The organism is Paraburkholderia sp. GAS206C, from assembly GCF_050435645.1.
Classification (GTDB): Bacteria; Pseudomonadota; Gammaproteobacteria; order Burkholderiales; family Burkholderiaceae; genus Paraburkholderia; species Paraburkholderia phenazinium_B.
The window spans coordinates 201358-220602 of record NZ_JBNDKR010000008.1 but is presented as its reverse complement, the minus strand read 5'-3'; the positions used below and the strand labels follow the sequence as shown (position 1 = coordinate 220602).

Below are 19245 nucleotides of genomic sequence, written 5' to 3'. Positions count from 1 at the left end.
CAGGTCTGCGCCGAAAAGCGCACCAATGGATGTTCCGGATGGTGCCGCTCCAGCCTGCCTGACACGGAAGTTCTATGGATATCGTTTTGTAAGCCGGGTGTCATTGGGGCTAACACGGATATCAGCATTGGTGATTAAAAACATCAAAAAACAGTATTAGAACTTATACAGCGATCTCGCTACGCTTCATTGCATATCTCGCAGCGACCGTTCCCCGGCGCATAGCGAGGCATTGATGGAGACGTAGATGAACACACGCGATGCCGTCACGAACGGCACCTCTTCCTTGCCGTGGGCCCCGCAATCCGGCGTGCTGACGTTGCGCGACTGGCTCGCGCATCTCGCAAGAACGGATCGTCTGGCGACGATCGACAAGCCCGTCGCGCTCGAACATGAACTCGCCGCCATTGCCAAACGTCTCGACGGCGAGCAGGCCGCGTTTTTTACGAAGCCGGCTGGCAATGACATTCCGGTCGTGAGCGGCTTCATGTCAAAGCGCGCCTGGATTGCTGAAGCTATGGGCGTGGCTGAGTCTCAACTGCTGACGCGATTTCGCGAAGCGGCCGGGCAGCCGATTGCGTCGCAAGTCTTGCCGCGCGACGCTGCGCCGTGCCAGCAGGTGGTGCTGACGAAGGACATCGATCTGCGCGCGTTGCTCCCCATTCCCACGCACAGCGAACATGACAACGGCCCGTATATCACGGCAGGTCTCGTGATCGCGCGCAATCCGCGCACCGGCGTGCAGAACGTGTCGATCAACCGCATCCAGGTGCATGGCCCGGACCGCATGGCGATCCTGCTGCTGCCGCGTCATTTGTACGCGTTTCAAAAGGCCGCGGAAGAAGCGGGCGATGCGCTCGACGTGGCAGTCGCCATTGGCGTCGACCCGCTGACTATGCTCGCTTCGCAAGCAATTACTCCGATCGATCACGACGAGCTGGAAATCGCCGGCGCGCTGCACGGCATGCCGTTGCCGGTCGTCCAATGCGTGACGAACGGCGTGCATGTGCCCGCGTTTGCAGAGATCGTGATCGAGGGCCGCATTCTGCCCAACGTGCGTGAGCCGGAAGGTCCGTTTGGCGAATTTCCTAAGTACTACAGCGCACAGGAAGCGCGTGAGGTGATCGAAGTCACTGCGCTCACGCATCGCGAGAAGCCGATTTTTCATACGATTGTGCCGGCGGAAATGGAGCATCTGCTGCTCGGCGCGATTCCGCGTGAGGCGACGCTGCTCGCTCACCTGCAGCGCAGCCATCCGGGCGTGAAGGACGTGCACCTTTCGGTAGGCGGAGTGTGCCGCTATCACCTGTGGATCCAGTTCGACAAGAAGCGGGAAGGAGAGGCGAAGAATGTGATCCTCTGCGCGTTCGGCGCGCATTACGACATCAAGCAGGTGGTGGTCGTCGATACCGATGTGGACCTGCACGATCCGGCGGAAATCGAATGGGCGGTGGCGACGCGTTTTCAGGCGGATCGCGATCTGGTGGTGATCGAGGGTGCACAAGGCTCGCTGCTCGATCCGTCCACCACGGTCGGCCAGCCCGAGGATGCGCCGCTTCATCTGCAAGGCGTGAGCGCGAAGATGGGGCTCGACGCCACGCGGCCGGTCGTGTATCCGGCGCACGTGTTCACCCGCGTGCGAATTCCCGGCGAGGACAAGGTCGATCTCGATGCGCTGGTTGCGGCGGACAACGCCAGCTTCGCTGCTTATCTGGGTGCTGACGTGGGCAAGCACCATGACTGAGCGTCAGCGCGAGCGCATTGTCGTTGGCCTCTCCGGGGCCAGCGGCGCGGTCATCGGCGTGCGCTTGCTCGCCGCGCTGCGCCGGCTTGGCACGCATGAGACCCATCTGATCGTGTCGGCCTCGGGCGCGGTGACGGCCGCGCAGGAGTTAGGTCTCAGTCGTAGCGACCTCGACGGCATGGCCGACGTGGTTCATAACGTGCGCGATATTGGCGCCTCGGTTGCGAGCGGTTCGTTCCTCACCTCAGGCATGGTGATTGCCCCGTGTTCGATGAAAACGCTCGCGAGCGTCGCGAACGGTTTCGCCGACAACCTGCTGACGCGTGCCGCCGATGTCATGCTCAAGGAACGCCGCCGCCTCGTGCTGGTGGCGCGGGAAACGCCGTTGAACCTGGCCCATCTGCGCAACATGACACTCGCCACCGAGATGGGCGCGATCGTGATGCCGCCAGTCCCGGCGTTCTACGCGCATCCGCAGACTATCGATGATGCGGTCGATCACACGGTGGGGCGGATTCTGGATCTGTTCCGCATCGAGCATCGTGAGATCGCACACCGCTGGAGCGGTCTCGCCGACGAATTTGCGGGCCGCGATGAGGGCACAGACCGATGAACCAGCGCGATACGGCGTTCGCCGAAATCAAGCCGCGGACTCCGGCCGAAGCGAAAGAAGCGGCTCCGGGCGCAGCACCACGGCGGCATGTCGGCCGCCCGATGCAGCGCCTCGAGGACCCCGCGATCCTGACAGGCCGCGGCCGTTATGGCGACGACATCGGCGTGAAGCCTGGCACCCTGCATGCCGCGATCTTGCGTTCACCGCATGCGCATGCCGAACTTGCTGCAATCCGCACCGAAGACGCATTGAAGCACCCGGGCGTGCGAGCTGTGCTGACCCGCGATGATCTGCGCGCATGGTCGCGGCCGTTCGTCGTCGGCGTGAAGTCGCCCATGGAGCAATGGTCGCTGGCGATGGACCGCGTGCGTTACGTCGGCGAACCGGTGGCCGTCGTGCTGGCGGAATCGCGTGCGCTGGCGGAAGACGCACTCGACCTGATCAGGGTCGACTACACGCTGCTCGATCCGGTGACGTCAATCGAACAGGCGGCCAGCGACGGCGCTCCCATTCTGCACGAGCGCGTCGGTACCAATGTGATCAGCGATCGCCACTTCCGCTATGGCGACCCCGAGGCCGCGTTCGAGAAGGCGCCGCACCGGGTGAAGCTGGAGGCGCATTATCCACGCAACAGTTGCGCGCCGATTGAATGCGGTGTGGTGATTGCCGAGTTCCTGTCAGGCGACGAAGGCTACGACGTCACATCGAATTTCATGGGACCGTTCTCACTGCACGCGGTCATGGCGATGGCGCTGAATGTACCGGCGAACCGGCTGCGTCACAAGGCGCCGCGCGACTCGGGCGGCAGCTTCGGCGTGAAGCAGGCGGTGTTTCCCTATGTAGTCCTGATGTGCCTCGCCTCGCGTAAGGCCGGCGCGCCGGTGAAGTGGGTCGAGGACCGGCTCGAACATCTGAGCGCGGCCACCTCGGCGACGGCGCGCTTTTCGACACTCGAAGCCGCCGTGGAAAACGACGGCAGGATCATCGCGCTCGCCTACGACCAGCTTGAAGACTGCGGCGCCTATCTGCGCGCGCCGGAACCCGCGACGTTCTACCGGATGCACGGTTGCCTGACCGGCGCCTACGCGATCCCGAACCTGCTGGTGCGCAATCGTGTCGTGCTAACCAACAAGACACCTACGGGGCTCGTGCGCGGCTTCGGCGGCCCCCAGGTGTATTTTGCGCTGGAGCGGTTGATACAACGGATTGCGCTCACGTTGAAACTCGATGTGCTGGAGGTCTACCGGCGCAATTTTGTCGCGGCGGATGCGTTCCCGTATCGCGCTGCAGCCGGTGCGCTGCTCGACTCGGGCAACTATCAGGAGGCGCTACGTCGCGCGTTGTCGGAGGGCGGCTACGACGAGCTCCTTGCGCGCCGTGAAGCAGCCCGCAAGGAGGGTCGCCTCTACGGCATCGGTTTTGCGGCGATCGTCGAGCCGTCAGTATCGAACATGGGATACATCACTACAGTGATGCCCGCCGAGACCCGCAAGAAGGCGGGGCCGAAGAGCGGCGCGATCGCGAGCGCGACGGTGAGCGTCGATCTGCTGGGCGGTGTGGTGGTCACCGTGGCGTCCACTCCGGCCGGGCAAGGGCATATGACGGTCTGCGCGCAGGTTGTCGCGGACGTGCTCGGCATCGAGCCGCAAGACATCGTTGTCAACGTCGAGTTCGATACGTACAAGGACGCCTGGTCGGTTGCAGCGGGCAATTATTCGAGCCGTTTTGCGGGCGCGGTGGCCGGTACGGTTCATCTTGCTGCCGTGAGGGTGCGCGACAAGCTGGCGCGGATCGTCGCCAACCAGTACGGCTGCACGACCGATGACGTGTGTTTCGAAGGCGGACGTATCTACGTGAAAGGCGCCGAAGACAAGGCGATGCCGTTCGGCCGTGTCGCCAGCAATGCGCCACATTGGGCGCCCGCTCTATTGCCGGAAGGCGAGGAGCCGGGACTGCGCGAAACCGTGTTCTGGACGCCGGAAAACATGGACGCGCCCGACGAAAACGATCGCATCAATACTTCGGCAGCCTATGGTTTTGCCTTTGATTTGTGCGGCGTCGAAATCGATAGCGCCACCGGCCGGATCCGCATCGACCGTTACGTGACGGCGCACGACGCCGGCAAGCTGCTCAACCCCGCGCTCGCCGACGGCCAGATTCGCGGCGCGTTCGCTCAAGGGCTGGGCGCGGCGCTGATGGAGGAGTTTCGTTATGGTGCAGACGGCAGCTTCCAGTCGGGCACGCTCGCCGATTATCTGATGCCAACCACCTGCGAGGTGCCAGATCCGGTCATCGTGCATCTGGAAACGCCGTCGCCGTTCACGCCGCTTGGCGCGAAAGGGCTCGGCGAAGGCAACAACATGAGCACGCCGCCGTGCATTGCCAACGCGGTAGCCGATGCGCTCGGTGTGGAGGACATCCGTTTGCCGCTGACGCCATCGAAAGTGATGGCGTTGATCGGCATCGACGATCCCGAACCATCGCGACCGGAGCTCCGCGAGGCGCCTGCCACGAAACCGGCCGTGCCGGGTGGCGGCAAGGCGCTGACCGCGCAGGGCACGGTAGATCTACCCGCTACGCCCGAGGCAATCTTCGCGGTGCTGATGGATCCGAACGCGCTCGCCAAAGTGATCCCGGGCTGCCATGCGCTGGAGTCGACGGGCACCAACCAGTACCGCGCGGATGTCACTGTTGGGGTGGGCATGATCAAGGCACGCTTCGAGGCGCAAATCGGGCTATCGGATCTCGATCCGCCGCATCGGCTGACACTGGCCGGCGCGGGAATCTCGCCGCTAGGCAGCGCACGCGGCAACGGCCTGATCGAACTGACGGCGACCGAGCAAGGCACGCGGCTTTCGTACGACTACGAAGCGCAGGTGTCGGGCAAAGTCGCAGCGGTCGGCGGCCGCATGCTCGAGGGCGCGGCGAAGGTCGTGTTGCGCCAATTGTTCGAATCGCTTGGACGTCAGGCGTCGGGAAAGCCTCTGAAAATGAGCGGATCGTGGCTGTCGCGCCTGTTGGCGATCTTCAGGAGAACGACATGAAACCGGCGCCATTCGATTATTTGCGCGCCATGACGACGCAGGATGCGCTCGATGCGCTGGCCGAGACCGGCGAGGACGCGCGCGTCCTCGCAGGCGGCCAGTCGCTGATGGCTGTGCTCAACATGCGGCTCGCGCAACCGCGTCTCCTGATCGACATTTCGCGCACCGAGGAACTGAACACGGTACGCGTCGACAACGAGGCGGGCTATCTGGTGGTGGGGGCGGCGGCGACACAGGGCAGCGTCGAGTGGCGCGAGTGGCTGGTGAACGAAACGCCCTTGCTGAGGATGGCCTTCCCGTACATCTCGCATTTTCAGATTCGCAACCGCGGCACGGTCTGCGGCTCGATTGCGCACGCCGATCCGAGCGCGGAATTGCCGCTGGTGCTCACTGCACTGGGTGGCGAGGTGGTGCTGCGCTCGAAGAAGAAAAAGCGCGTACTGGCCGCCGCGGATTTCTTTCAGGGCATGTTGATGACGGCACGCGCGCCGGACGAACTGGTGGAAGCGGTCCGCTTCCCGCTTAAAAAACCGGGCGAACGCTATGGCTTTATGGAGTTCTCGGCACGGCACGGCGACTTCGCCATGGTGGCCTGCGCAGCAGTCGTGACGCCTGACTCCATCAGCCTCGCGGTGGGCGGCGTGGCGGACCGGCCGGTCGTCGAACGCTGGCCGCACCTGCAGGGCGATGATCTGCGCGGCGCATTGAACGATTTGAGCTGGAAGCTGGGCGCGCAGGACGACGCGCATATCAGCGCGAAATACCGGCGGCATCTGGTCCGGCAACTCGGATGGCGCGTGATCGAGGAGGCGAAGTGAGCAAGGCATCAAGCAATACCATGCGGCAGGGCGAAACGCAGCGCGTCGCGCTGACGCTCAATGGCCGCGTACGCAGCGGTCTGTGCGAGACGCGCGACCTGCTGTCGGATTTCATTCGCCACGAACTGGGTGCGACCGGCACTCACGTCGGCTGCGAACATGGGGTGTGCGGGGCGTGTACGGTACATATCGATGGCGTCGCGGCGCGTTCGTGCCTGATGCTGGCCGTGCAGGTGCAAGGGCGGCGTGTCGATACCGTGGAGGGCCTCGCGCCCGACCAGACGCTCGGCGATCTGCAGCAGGCCTTCCAGCGGCATCACGCGTTACAGTGCGGGTTTTGCACGGCGGGCATTCTGATGTCGTGCGCGGACTATCTGCAACGTGTGCCGGATCCGACTGAGGAACAGGTGCGCGAGATGCTCTCAGGCCATCTGTGCCGCTGTACGGGCTATACGCCGATCATCGCGGCCGTGCTGGACGTAGCTGCGCGCCGCAAGCAGCGCAACGAAAGCCCGGAGGCCGTCCATGCTTGATCTCGGCCGCACGTTTCTGCAATGTGTTGAACGCAGTCCGAACGCGCTGGCGCTCGTGGACGGCGAACTGGAGCTAACGTACGCAGCGTGGCATCGTGTCATTCTCAACGTGGCCGACGGTCTGCGCGAGTTCGGTCTCGCACGCGGTGATCGTTTGCTGGCGGTGCTGCAAAACCGCTGGGAAATGGCGACGCTGCACTGGGCCTGCCAGTTCGCGGGCATCGTCATCGTGCCGCTGAACTGGCGCGCCAAGCCCGAAGAACTCGATTACTGCGTGACCGACGCGGGCGTCAAGGCTATCGTCTACGAGCCGGTATGCGCCGATGCGGTGAGCCAGAGTCCCGCCGCGCAGAGGCTGCCGCGCATCGGACTCGACGAGGTGCCCGGCTGCACGTCCACATTCGACGCGCTGCTCGTCGAGCGCGCACATACCCGCGAAGCGGTCTATGCCACCGCCGACGACTACTCGCTGATCCTCTATACCTCCGGCACGACCGGCAAGGCAAAAGGTGTGCCGCGCCGCCACCGGCATGAGCGTGCCGCGGCGCTTGCGCACGTTGCGCAGAACCTCTACCGGCATGGCGAACGCACGCTCGGTGTGATGCCGCTTTACCACACGATGGGCGTGCGCTCGCTGCTGGCGATGGCGCTGGTCGACGGCCTGTTCGTCTGCGTGCGCCGCTGGAACGCGCGGCTCGCGCTCGATTCGATCGCCGCCTACCGGCTCTCGTGCCTGTATCTCGTACCGACGCTTTATCACGATCTGCTTGCCGATCCAGGCTTCGCCAGCACCGGCACATCCACGGTGACCAAGCTCGGCTTCGCTGGCGCGCCGATGAGCGACGGCCTGCTCAAGCGTTTGCAGCAGGCGTTCAAGCCCGAGCTGTTCGTCAATCACTACGGCTCGTCGGAGGTGTACACATTCAGCATCGAACAGGACGCCACAAGGAAACCGGGCTGCGCAGGACGCGCCGGTATCAACACGCGCTTGCGGGTCGTGAAACTCGACGCACGCTCGCCGGACCAGCTCGCGCGAGTCCACGAAGAAGGCCAGATTATCGCAGACCTGCTCGGCGACGAAGCCTTTGAGGGCTATTGGAACCGCCCCGACGCCAACGCGAAGTCGCTCCACGACGGTTGGTATTTCACCGGTGACACCGGCTATTTCGACGCCGACGGCGAGCTGTTCGTCACGGGCCGCGTCGACGACATGATCATCAGCGGCGGCGAAAACATTTCGCCGGTCGATATCGAGTCGGTGCTGTCGCTGCATCCGGCCGTCGACGAAGTCGCCGTGACCGGCATCAAGGACGAACGCTGGGGTCAGCGTGTGGTGGCTTTCATCAAGCGCCGCGAATACGTCGACGCACAAACGCTCGACGCCTACTGCCGAACCTCTGATCTGGTCAATTTCAAACGGCCGCGCGACTACGTGTTTGTCGACGACATTCCGAAGTCGCCGGTAGGCAAGATTCTGCGCCGCAAGCTCTCTGCCGGCGAGTACGTGCTCGACGACCGCGAGCCCGTTTCACAACCTGTTCATACCAACAAGGAGTATCCGAAATGACTGACTTGACCCATCGCGGCCAGACGCTGCTTCAGGAGCTCGATGGCTTCTCGATCGAGATCGATGCCGCACATGAGCGCGCCGACATCATCCTGCATCGCCCTCCGTTCAACGTCATTTCAATGCATGCCCGCGACCAGTTGCGCGCCGCGTTCGAAGCGCTCGATGAAGACGAGCGCGTGCGGGTGATCGTTGTACGCGCCATTGGCGAACACTTCTCTAGTGGCGGCGATATCAAGGGCTTTCTCGAAGCATCGCCGGAACATGTGTCGAAATTGGCATGGAATATCGCAGCGCCTGCCCGGTGCTCGAAACCTGTGATCGCAGCGAACCGCGGTTTCTGCTTTGGTGTGGGCTTCGAATTGTCGCTGGCGTGCGATTTCCGTATCGCCACGGATACGACGTTCTACGCGTTGCCGGAGCAGAAGCTCGGCCAGATTCCGGGCTCGGGCGGCTCCGCGCGTCTGCAGCAGATGGTCGGCATTGGCCGCACCAAAGACATCGTGATGCGCTCGCGTCGCATTCCCGGCAAGCAAGCTTACGAGTGGGGTATCGCCGTGGAGTGCGTGCCCGATGCACAACTCGAAGCGGCAACTGACGCACTCGTCGATGAGTTGCGCGCTTTCTCGCCGCTGGCACAACGTACCGCGAAGAAGCTCCTGAACGACACCGAAGACGCGCCGCTGTCCATCGCAATCGAACTGGAAGGGCATTGCTATAGCCGTCTGCGTACCTCCGACGATTTCCGCGAGGGCGTTGAAGCGTTTCATGGCAAGCGCAAGCCGGTGTTTCGCGGAAGCTAAGGACCGCGATCAAAAAAGACATAGCGGAGGAGCGAGGCATGGAGCGTTTCGATTACGTGATCGTCGGCGGCGGCTCCGCCGGATGCGTGCTCGCGCATCGGCTCTCGGCCGTGTCGTCGGTGCGGGTCGCGTTGATCGAGGCGGGCGTGGATACGCCGCCGGGCGCCGAGCCCGCGGAGATTCTCGACAGTTATCCGATGCCGGTTTTCTGCGGCGATACGTATATCTGGCCTGATCTGAAAGCGCGTGCCACCCGGCAAGCCGCGCCGCGCGTCTATGAACAGGGCCGCGTAATGGGCGGCGGTTCAAGCATCAATGTGCAATCGGCCAACCGCGGCCTGCCGCGCGATTACGACGACTGGGCTGCGAACGGTGCGCCGGGCTGGGCCTGGCGGGACGTCCTGCCGTATTTCTGCAAGCTCGAATGCGACGAGAATTTTCCGCAAGGTCCCTTGCATGGCGGCGAGGGTCCGATAGCGATTCGCCGCATCATGCCGGAGGATTGGCCGCCGTTCTGTCATGCGTTTGCCGATGGCCTGCGTGCCAATGGCTTCCCCACCTTGCAGGATCAGAACGGCGAGTTCGGCGATGGACTGTTTCCGGGCGCCTTTTCGAACCGGCACGACAAGCGCGTGTCTGCGGCGGCGGGCTATCTCGACGCGCCAACGCGCAAGCGGCCCAATCTGAGCATCTATGCGCAGTTACGCGTCGAGCGCATCGTGATGGATGGGGCAGCGGCGCAAGGAGTGATCGCGGTGGCAGAGAACGGCGAACGCCTGCGCTTCGATGCCGGTGAGGTTGTGTTGTGCGCCGGAGCATTGCAATCGCCCGCGCTGTTGATGCGTGCCGGAATCGGCGAGCAGGGCGCGCTTGCTTCGCTCGGCATTGAATGCGTGGTCAATCTGCCTGGCGTCGGCCGCAATCTGCAGGATCATCCGTCGCTGACCTTTTGCCATTTTCTCGAGCGCGGCTTCCGCATGCCGCTCGCGAGACGCCGGGCGAGTATGACGGCGGCCCGCTTTACCTCGGGCGTGGTGAATTGCGAGGCCTCCGACCTGTATCTGTCGAGCGCGACGCGTGCCGCGTGGCATGCGTTGGGTAACCGGCTCGGCCTGTTTTTCCTGTGGTGCAATCGTCCGTATTCGCGCGGTCGTGTTCAACTGGTGTCGCCCGATCCGGCAGTCGCGCCGCACGTCGAGCTCAACCTGCTCGATGACGAGCGCGATCTCGCACGGCTCGCCGCGGGGGTGCGCATGCTGGCGAAAGTGGTCGCAGCGTCGGGACTGAGCCAGGATAAGCGCGACTTTTTCCCCGCCACTTTTTCCCCGCGTGTGAAGGCATTGAGCCGCGTCAGCAAAAGCAACGCCATGCTGACCTCGCTCGCGAGCCTGTTGCTCGACACACCTGCACCGATCCGCCGTGTGCTGATTGAACGCTTCTTTTCCCGTGGCCAGCAGATGGCCGCGCTGCTCGCCGACGAGCACATGCTGCACGATTTCATTCGCGCCAACGTGTTCGGCGTGTGGCACGCAAGCGGCACCTGCCGCATGGGCGAGGCCGGCGAACGGAGCGCCGTCACCGACACCGAAGGCCGTGTACGCGGCGCGCAACGATTGCGCGTCGTCGATGCGTCGCTGATGCCGCGCCTGCCGTCGGCCAATACGAACATTCCGACCATCATGATCGCCGAGAAGATTGCCGACGCGATGGTCATGAAGCGATGCCAGCGCGGAGAGCGGGATACGGTCCCGACTGCGGCGTCGCCTTGCTGACTGATTTCTTTCACGCAACAAGAGCACGCATATCAAGCGTGCCTGACACCGGTCCGCTCAAAAGAGAAGCCGGTAACCTTCAAGGAGATGGAGATGTCCGTAGCCGCACAAAATGGAGCCGCCTTGCCCGCAGTTGACCAGAAACAGGTGATGGGCGCAGTGTTTGCCTCGTGTCTGGGATGGGCGCTCGACTTGTTCGACCTGTTCGTGCTGCTCTATGTGGCCCCGGTCGTGGGGCGACTGTTCTTTCCGTCCGAACACGCAATGTTGTCGCTTGCCGCGGTCTATGCGTCGTTCGCGGTGACGCTGTTCATGCGGCCGCTCGGCTCGGCGTGGTTCGGCTCGTACGCTGACCGGCATGGTCGTAAAGGGGCAATGATCTTTGCAGTCGTCGGCGTCGGGCTGTCGACCGCGGCCTTCGGCCTGCTGCCGACCGTCGCCCAGGTGGGCATGATTGCGCCGCTGCTGTTTGTCGTCCTGCGTCTCGTGCAGGGTGTGTTCGTGGGCGGCGTGGTCGCCTCGACGCATACCATCGGCACTGAGTCCGTGGCGCCGAGGTATCGCGGCGCGGTGTCGGGTCTGATTGGCGGTGGCGGAGCGGGGCTAGGCGCGTTGCTGGCTTCGCTCACCTTCCTTGCGATGTCGGCGTTGTTCCCGGGTGAGCAGTTCGATGTGTGGGGCTGGCGCTGCATGTTTTTCACCGGCATCATCAGTTCGATGCTCGGACTCTTTGTCTTCAACAGTCTCGAAGAGTCGCCGCTGTGGAAAAAGCTTGCGGCCGAGAAGGCCGCCAAAGCGGCTGCGAGTGCTTCACGCGACGGCGTCAGCAACGCGCCCGCCGAGGTTGTGCGCTCGCCGCTGCGCACGCTATTTTCCAGGGACTACCGCTCGATCCTGTTCGTGAACCTGTTGCTGACCATCGGCGGTGGCAGCGGCTACTACCTGACCTCAGGCTATCTGCCGACCGTGCTGAAGGTGGTCAGCCACGTGCCGAATGGCTCGGCGGCTGCGATCCTGATGATCTCCAGCATCGGCGTCGTGATTGCGTCAGTCGCGGCTGGCCATCTCAGCACCTTCATCGGCCGCAAGAGCACATTCATTTGGATTGGCCTGATCCGGCTGGTTGCGTTGCCCGCACTGTGCCTGCTGCTGCCTACCGCGCAGAGCATTACGATGATCGGCGTCTATGCGGTAGTGTTGAGCGCGCTCGGTAGCGCGGGCTATGCGCCGATCCTGATCTTCCTCAACGAACGGTTTCCGACAGCGATTCGCGCGACCGGCACAGGCCTCTCCTGGAACATTGGCTTTGCCATTGGCGGCATGATGCCGACCGCCGTGTCGCTTGTCGCCAAAGACGCAAGCGAGCTGCCGCTGACGCTGGCGATCTTCGTGGGCGTAATCAGCGTGATCTTCCTCGCCGGCGCGTTTGTCGTGCCTGAGACGCTCGGCAAGCTCGACAAAAATGCTTCCCGCGAAGCGGTTTAAGGCATGCTGAGGGCGTTAGGCCAGCGCCCATGAAGTGCGTCAGCGCGCAGACACACCGGTCGTCACCCGGCGAATCTCGTCCGTGATGATTTCGATCAGCGCGTGCGCTGCCGGACCGATAGGCCGCTTCGGATGGCTCACGCGAATGATGTGCCGCACGATCGGCGGCGAGACGATGGGATAGGCGCGCAGCAGGCCTTCGTCGACCTCGCGCTGCACGACGACACGCGGCAGGATCGTCGCCACCTGACTCTGCTCGACGAACTGCACAATCGTGCTCAGCAGGTCGATTTCGAACGTCGGCTTGATGACGATGTCGGCGGCCATCAATTCCGCATCGAGCACGCCGCGCAGGCCGTTGCGCCGCGTCGGCAGCACCAGTTCGACGGCAGGTAGATGGGCGAGGTCGATTTCCGCGGGCAATTCGACGCCGTGCGCGGCGCTCGTCACGAACACCATCTCTTCGTCGAGCAGCGGCACCACATCGAGTGAGAGGCGCCCTCGCGGTTTGTTGATGATGGCCGCATCCAGCCGGCCCGCTTCAACGGCATCGATCAACTGCGCGCTGAACCCGTCAGCCACCGAGACTTCCACTTGCGGAAACAGCGCGTTGAACTTCGCGAGCGATTCAGGCAAAACGCTTTGCGCCTCGGACGCGACCATGCCAAGCGAGACCCGGCCGGTGACGATCACATCGCGCTGGCTCAATTGCTCGCGTGCATGGTCGATGTCGCGCATGATCGGCGTATACAGGCGATACATGAGACGCGCCGCGTCAGTGGGCGTCATGCCGTGCGGGCCGCGTTCGAAGAGCTTCTGGTTCAGTTCCGCTTCAATCTTCGAGATCTGCATGCTGAGCGCGGGCTGCACCATGTTCAGCCGCTTTGCCGCGCGCGTGACCGAGCCGTCCTCGAAAAGGGCGATGAAATATTGGATTTGCTTGAGATCCATAAGCCAGGAAGCGCAGCGTGTAGGGTTGAAGCTTCGAGTGTAATCGCTTGCGTGCCTGAGCGGCCTGTCAGTAACTGATGGTGATCCGGTTGTCGACCCGCATCACACCGGGGGTAAGCCATGCGACGCGCTCGGCTTCCTCGCGCTCGGCCCATGAGCGGACCGTGCCGCGCAGGATGACCTTATTGCCGTCGGCCTCGACCGTGATGCGCTGTGCGTCGAGTTCCGCGTTACGCTTGAACGCGTCGTCTATCTTGCGCTTGAGGTCCTCGGGTTTGACCTTCGGCTTGATCTCGATCTCGTTCGTCAGGCCGGTCACGCCGCTCACCCGCAGCGCCGTGTCGGCCGCTCGGCGGCGCTGGTAGTCCCATTCGACTTCACCCTTCAGCGTCACGTGTCCGTCCCTGACGACCGCCTTGATGTCGTCCGCCGCATAGGCAGCTCGGCCTTCAGTCCGGCAATGATCTCGCGCACGATTTCCGGATCGGGCCGTTTGTTGATCAGAGGCAACCGCACCTCCATATCGTTTGCGACTCCCTTCACGCCGCGCACACGCGTCGCGTCCTCCTCGGCCTTTCGTCTTTGCCGGAAACTGCGTGCGAAACCAGATAATGTGACCGCGCCGTCCTTGACCGCAACCCCGATATCTGATGGATCGATGTCCGGATCCCACTTCAGTTCGTACTCCACATCTCGTTTGATGTCTTCGTCGGTTCTCATGGCTGCTCCTGGTCAGTTTTTAGTGGACAAACGCGCGCGTGGGCTACCCCCCTGCACAGCACGCATCCGTCAACGGTAGGGCCACAGTAGGGCGCGCGGGGCCGATTGTCTTCCCTATGCCTGCGCAGTTTTTGCGGAATGCTGCCGTACGTTCACATCTGAAAGCTGCGCAGCTGGGGGCGCAGAGATTCGACAAGTCTTCGCAGAAAAGGAGCACCTGATCGACCTTGAGGATGCCCCCGGGTTCGTCGGCACTCTGAATCCTCGTGCGTTGCGTGAATTTCGACAAGGTCCTGCCAGAGCTGAAGCTTGCATCAGGGTTGTGATCTTGAATTCTGTTAATTGTCGCTCGGCCCTCCGTCGCCGGGCCTTACTACTTGCTGTCGCTGCGCGTGCGGCACGCGATCGCGCTCCGCTTGCACGGCGGCCGTCGCGTCGACCGGGTCATCGCGCTGCCGCATCAGCCAGTAGACACTCCCCAGCGCCACCAGCGCAAACGCAAGTGCCGCGATCTCGGCGGGCGCAATGACCCCAGGTCTTCCGGCTTAACGTGCTAACAGCGTGATTTCCCCCTGACTCTGAAACTGAGCAGTGGCATCTGTTGCGGTCCGGGTTTTATTGCCCGATTGCCAGGCCCGAAGTAGCGGTGTCGCATTGGTTGCACCTTGTAAGGTCGCCTCGCAGCAGGATGCATATGCCATCGCAGGACGTCGATTTCAGCGTTTTTGACGCCGATGTTCTTGACGATCTTGCGTGGCGATGGGATCTCTCGCGCGCTCTTGTGGAGTGGGAAGAGCAGGTCGCGCGAACCGGTGACATTCACGAGCTCTCGGAGCCACCTGTCAGCCTGTCAAGCTCGCCGGCACCGAGGCGCGCGCACTTTGCGCACCGAAACCAACTTACGGAAGCGCTCATGGGTGGGCGGCGCGTGACCGGGGGGGGGCCATCTCGGTCTCGGCAAGCATGCTGAGCACGGTGGTGCGGATCTGTTCGGCGGAGATGGCGGCGGGATGGGGCATGGCAGGACCTCCAGTGCCAAATACTCCCGGCATGCTGCGCGGCTGGAATTCTAGCCAACCGGTGAGCTCATCATATTCGCTATAAATGAACTTACTTATTAATTCTAGTGATAGTAGTTCACGGGATCGCCATATCTGGATGCCCGTTAGCTTAAGCCTGCAGTCCGTCTGCCTGCGGATCAACCTCAGATGATGGAACCACGGGAAGCGGATGATCGCGTGGCCGAATCAGCTTGATCTTTTTTGTTCGGGTGCGTCCAAGTCGGACCGTTCAAACCAGGTCGCGTTTGAAGCAGTCGATGAACATCTTTGCATTGTCTACGCCGTCACGAAGTTCTGTCCGATTCTGCACAGGCCACATCGGATTCACGACTGACCAATGCACATCACTTATGCAGTCAAACGAATGGGCTGCAAACGGCGTGCTCGACGTTGCGTCGTCAGCGTGCAATGCATTTCACCTTAAGCCAGGGCAATGACAAACATAAGCACGGGTGAAGTTGGCGGCGATCGAATTCTGGACGATTACGCTTTTTGAACATTGGGCGATGCGGGGAATCAGGCATCCCGCCCTTCTCAAAATGACATTTCCTAATCGGGAGACACTTGATGGTCACGCGCCGCACGTTTCTCAGGACGGGTGCAGCACTCGCCTCCGCGTCCTGCTTTTACCCGCTGTATGCCAAAGCAACGCCTTCGGGCATTGTCGTTCTCGGGGAGTCGATCGACGGGATCGTCAGTGGCTTTGATCCAGCCGAAGCTTACGACGCGAGCGCGGATATCCTGCCCAACATGTATCGCACCCTGATGACCTACGACCCGTTCAAAACGGACGGTCTCACCGGCGATCTGGCCGAGCACGTGGATATCACCAGCAACGGGCTTGAGTATCGCTTCACGCTACGCTCAGACGCCAGATTCGATGGCGGCGCGCCGGTTACCGCCGAGGACGTGGTGTATAGCCTGCAGCGCGCGATAAAGATGAACAGGTCGCCGAGTTTCCTGCTGACCCAGATCGGTCTCACCGCTGCCAACGCGGACACCGCGTTGCGTGCCACTACCGGCAATGTCGTGACGATCACGCTGCCTGAAGCGCTCGCCAGCGGGCTCATACTCGCCACCTTTTCGACAACCGTGACCGGCATCGTCGAAAAGAAAGCCGTGGTGCAGCACGATGTGAACGGTGACATGGGCAACCTATGGCTGCGCAAACACTCTGCCGGAGCGGGATCGTATCGGCTCGTCGACTGGCAGGCTGGTTCGCAGATCGTCCTGCAGGCCAATCCCAATGCGGCGGTGCAGCCCAAAGTGCCGCGCCTCGTGGTCCGTCACATGGCGGAGCCGTCGGCCGAACTGTTGCAGCTGCAGAAGGGCGATCTCGACATCGCGCGTACGCTGGGTTCGGACGAACTGCACGCACTTTCGGCTGATAAGTCGATCAACGTCTCCGGTACTCCCGCGCTTACGCTGATCTATGTACAGATGAATATGTCTACGCCCGTTTTCCAGAAGCGAGAGGTGCTTCAGGCAATCAAGTGGGCAATCGACTACGAGGCGGTCGCCCAGCACGTCACGCCAGGTCTCTGGACGGAGTCACAGTCTGTTCTACCCAAGGGCACGCCGGGTGCGCTGACCGAGAAGCCGTTCCGCAAGGACGTTGTCAAGGCGAAGGCGCTGCTTGCAGCGGCAGGTTACCCCAACGGCTTCAATGTGATATTTGATCATCCGAACACCTGGCCGTATCCGGATATCGCGCAGGCCATGCAGGCCGATCTGGCGCAGGTGGGCATTCATTTGCAACTGCTCGCGGGGGATTACGCGCAGGTCCTTGCCAAACGGCGTGCGCGCAAGCACCAGATGCAGATTGGCCGTTTCTTCGCGGATCACCTCGACCCGAGTTCGTTCGTGTCGTATTTCGTCCCTAATGTCGACGACAGCGACAGCGCGAAAGTCCATAACGGCGCCTGGAACAATCACTTCGTGAACCCGAAGCTGACCGCTGCAGCGCTGGCGGCCGACCGGGAGCTTGATCCGGCGAAGCGTCTCGCTATGTACGGGCAGATCCAGCGCGATTTCTGGGAAGCGGCGCCGCTTGTTTTCATGCTGCAAAAGCAGAATGTGGCGGCTACCCGTGCCGGCGTGAGTGGTCTGTCGCTTGGACCCATTGATGCGTATACGCACTACGCGGAAATCCAGAAATCATGAGCACGATCAACATGGGACCTTTGGGGCCGCGTATCCGCAGATCGGCGTCCGGGCTTTCGGCGATTCTCGCTACGCTGTTCGGTCTGGTGCTGGTCACCTTCGTGATAGGCCGTGCGATGCCGGTCGATCCGGTTCTGGCTATCGTCGGCGACCGCGCGCCCCCCGATGTGGTGGCGCGGGTACGGCTGGAACTGGGGCTCGACAAGCCGCTGCTCGAACAGTTCTGGATCTATCTGCAGCACATCGCGCACGGAGACTTCGGCACCTCGGTGATGACCGGGCAATCGGTGATCGCCGATATTCGCCAGTTCTTTCCAGCAACCCTGGAACTCGCCACGGCGGCAATCTTCGTCGCGGTGCTGGTTGGCGTGCCGCTTGGTGTTCTTTCCGCCGCGCGCGCCGGGTCGCGCCTTGACGGGTTGATCCGGCTGATCAGCCTGAGCGGACAGTCGATCCCTGTGTTTGTACTGGCGTTGCTTTGCCTGCTCGTGTTCTACGTCAAGCTGGGCATTTCACCGGGCGTCGGTCAGCAGGACATCGCCTATGACGGGATGGTGCCGTTTACCACCGGCGCGCTGGTGATCGACGCGGCGCTCAGCGGGCAATGGGATGTGTTTCGCGACGCGCTCGCGCATCTTGCGATGCCGGCACTGATGCTCGCCTTCGTGAGCATGTCGATGATCGTTCGCATGACGCGTACTTTCATGCTGGATGCGCTGGCCGGCGAATTCGTCGTGACGGCGCGCGCCAAAGGACTCTCGCCGATGCGAATCTTGTGGCGTCACGCATTCGCGAACATATCAGGACGACTGATCGTTGTGATCGCGCTCGCCTACGCGGGTCTGCTGGAGGGCTCGGTGCTGACCGAGACCGTGTTCAACTGGCCCGGGCTTGGCCAATACCTGACCCGCTCGCTGCTGAATGCAGACATGAATGCCGTGCTGGGTGCGACGCTGGTGATCGGTGCCGTGTATGTCGCGTCGAACTTCCTCGCCGACGTGGCATACCGGCTACTCGATCCGCGCGTGAAGTAACTGGGGACTGGAAATGGATACGCTATTGAGTGGCAGAACAATGAGCAACTGGCGAAACTGGGTACTGACGGACACGCCGCAATCGAGGCGGCAGGCCGCGATCGGGATGCTGTACCGCGGCTGGCTGCAGTTCAGCCGAAACTGGCTTGCGATGACCGGTCTGATTGTATTGCTCGCCCTTTTTGCGCTGGCGATCTTCGCGCCGGAACTGGCAACGCATGATCCGGACGCGCAGGACCTTGGGCAACGGCTTGCTGCACCGTCCGCCGCGCACTGGCTCGGCACCGACCAGCTAGGCCGCGATCTGTTCAGCCGGTTGTTGTTCGGCGCTCGCATCACACTCGGCATGGCCGCCCTGATCGTGGCGATTGTCGCGCCTGTAGGCCTGCTCGTGGGAAGCGTTGCCGGGTATGCGGGTGGCTGGACCGAGCGCATCCTGATGCGCATTACTGACGTGTTTCTGGCGTTTCCCAAACTCGTGCTCGCGCTCGCATTCGTGTCGGCGTTAAAGCCTGGTCTCACGAGCGTTGTGCTCGCCATCGCACTCACGGCATGGCCGCCATACGCACGGCTCGCCCGCGCGGAGACGCTGGTGATCCGCAACGCCGATTTCGTCTCGGCGATCCGTCTGACGGGCGCATCGGCCACGCGGATCGTGCTACGTCACATCATGCCGCTGTGCATCTCATCGGTGATCGTGCGCGTCGCGCTGGACGTCAGCGGCATCGTGCTGACGGCGGCAGGTCTGGGCTTTCTCGGCATGGGCGCGCAGGCACCGTCGCCGGAATGGGGAGCGATGATCGCGAGCACGCGCGGCTTCATCCTGCAGCAATGGTGGGTACCGGCGATTCCGGGCATTGCGATTTTCGTCGCATCGTTCGCATTCAATCTGCTCGGCGACGGTCTGCGCGACGTCTTCGACCCAAAGTCGGAGTAA

15 protein-coding genes are annotated in these 19245 nt (G+C 62.6%); 12 read left to right on the top strand and 3 right to left on the bottom strand.

Translation table 11 applies throughout. The features are described 5' to 3' along the window. Positions 1–247: 247 nt before the first annotated feature. The 9 genes from P3T20_RS23135 to P3T20_RS23095 all read left to right on the top strand — a co-directional run bounded on the left by P3T20_RS23135 (position 248) and on the right by P3T20_RS23095 (position 12379). Positions 248–1744, top strand: coding sequence for a UbiD family decarboxylase (locus tag P3T20_RS23135; protein ID WP_429287959.1), 1497 nt, complete (start codon positions 248–250; stop codon positions 1742–1744). Next, positions 1737–2357, top strand: a complete 621-nt coding sequence (locus tag P3T20_RS23130; protein ID WP_429287958.1) for a UbiX family flavin prenyltransferase — start codon at positions 1737–1739, stop codon at positions 2355–2357. The genes P3T20_RS23135 and P3T20_RS23130 overlap by 8 nt, the downstream gene beginning before the upstream one ends. Further along, positions 2354–5401: a xanthine dehydrogenase family protein molybdopterin-binding subunit gene (locus P3T20_RS23125; protein ID WP_429287957.1), complete on the top strand. Its 3048-nt coding sequence runs from the start codon at positions 2354–2356 to the stop codon at positions 5399–5401. The genes P3T20_RS23130 and P3T20_RS23125 overlap by 4 nt, the downstream gene beginning before the upstream one ends. Next, positions 5398–6219: an FAD binding domain-containing protein gene (locus tag P3T20_RS23120; protein WP_429287956.1), complete on the top strand. Its 822-nt coding sequence runs from the start codon at positions 5398–5400 to the stop codon at positions 6217–6219. Before P3T20_RS23125 ends, P3T20_RS23120 begins: the two co-directional genes overlap by 4 nt. Further along, on the top strand, positions 6216–6752 hold the full coding sequence (locus P3T20_RS23115) for a (2Fe-2S)-binding protein (protein WP_429287955.1): 537 nt from the start codon (positions 6216–6218) through the stop codon (positions 6750–6752). The genes P3T20_RS23120 and P3T20_RS23115 overlap by 4 nt, the downstream gene beginning before the upstream one ends. Continuing rightward, a complete protein-coding gene (locus tag P3T20_RS23110) occupies positions 6745–8319 on the top strand; it encodes an AMP-binding protein (protein WP_429287954.1) in 1575 nt (524 codons plus the stop codon). The genes P3T20_RS23115 and P3T20_RS23110 overlap by 8 nt, the downstream gene beginning before the upstream one ends. After that, positions 8316–9122, top strand: a complete 807-nt coding sequence (locus tag P3T20_RS23105) for an enoyl-CoA hydratase/isomerase family protein (RefSeq protein ID WP_429287953.1) — start codon at positions 8316–8318, stop codon at positions 9120–9122. The genes P3T20_RS23110 and P3T20_RS23105 overlap by 4 nt, the downstream gene beginning before the upstream one ends. Positions 9123–9160: 38 nt before the next feature. Then, positions 9161–10894, top strand: coding sequence for a GMC family oxidoreductase (locus tag P3T20_RS23100; protein ID WP_429287952.1), 1734 nt, complete (start codon positions 9161–9163; stop codon positions 10892–10894). 93 nt (positions 10895–10987) lie between these two features. Further along, positions 10988–12379 carry an MFS transporter gene (locus P3T20_RS23095; RefSeq protein ID WP_429287951.1) on the top strand — a complete coding sequence of 464 codons (1392 nt, stop codon included), beginning with the start codon at positions 10988–10990 and terminating at the stop codon, positions 12377–12379. 39 nt (positions 12380–12418) lie between these two features. Here P3T20_RS23095 and P3T20_RS23090 read toward each other — a convergent pair whose 3' ends face one another. From P3T20_RS23090 to P3T20_RS23080, 3 genes are all read right to left on the bottom strand, one after another. After that, the gene (locus P3T20_RS23090) at positions 12419–13330 is read right to left on the bottom strand and encodes a LysR family transcriptional regulator (RefSeq protein WP_429287950.1); all 912 of its coding nucleotides are present in this window, start codon (positions 13328–13330) and stop codon (positions 12419–12421) included. Between the two features lie 67 nt (positions 13331–13397). Continuing rightward, positions 13398–13724: a BON domain-containing protein gene (locus tag P3T20_RS23085; RefSeq protein WP_429287949.1), complete on the bottom strand. Its 327-nt coding sequence runs from the start codon at positions 13722–13724 to the stop codon at positions 13398–13400. After that, positions 13721–14050 carry a BON domain-containing protein gene (locus tag P3T20_RS23080; protein WP_429287948.1) on the bottom strand — a complete coding sequence of 110 codons (330 nt, stop codon included), beginning with the start codon at positions 14048–14050 and terminating at the stop codon, positions 13721–13723. Before P3T20_RS23080 ends, P3T20_RS23085 begins: the two co-directional genes overlap by 4 nt. Before the next feature lie 1628 nt (positions 14051–15678). On the opposite strand from P3T20_RS23080, the gene P3T20_RS23075 reads away from it, so the two are divergent. Genes P3T20_RS23075 through P3T20_RS23065 form a run of 3 tightly spaced genes read left to right on the top strand, consistent with a single transcriptional unit; the run spans position 15679 to position 19245 of the window. After that, complete coding sequence (locus tag P3T20_RS23075) at positions 15679–17274, top strand: ABC transporter substrate-binding protein (protein WP_429287947.1); 1596 nt, start codon at positions 15679–15681, stop codon at positions 17272–17274. Beyond that, positions 17271–18308: an ABC transporter permease gene (locus P3T20_RS23070; protein ID WP_429287946.1), complete on the top strand. Its 1038-nt coding sequence runs from the start codon at positions 17271–17273 to the stop codon at positions 18306–18308. Before P3T20_RS23075 ends, P3T20_RS23070 begins: the two co-directional genes overlap by 4 nt. 40 nt (positions 18309–18348) lie before the next feature. After that, positions 18349–19245 carry an ABC transporter permease gene (locus P3T20_RS23065; RefSeq protein WP_429287945.1) on the top strand — a complete coding sequence of 299 codons (897 nt, stop codon included), beginning with the start codon at positions 18349–18351 and terminating at the stop codon, positions 19243–19245.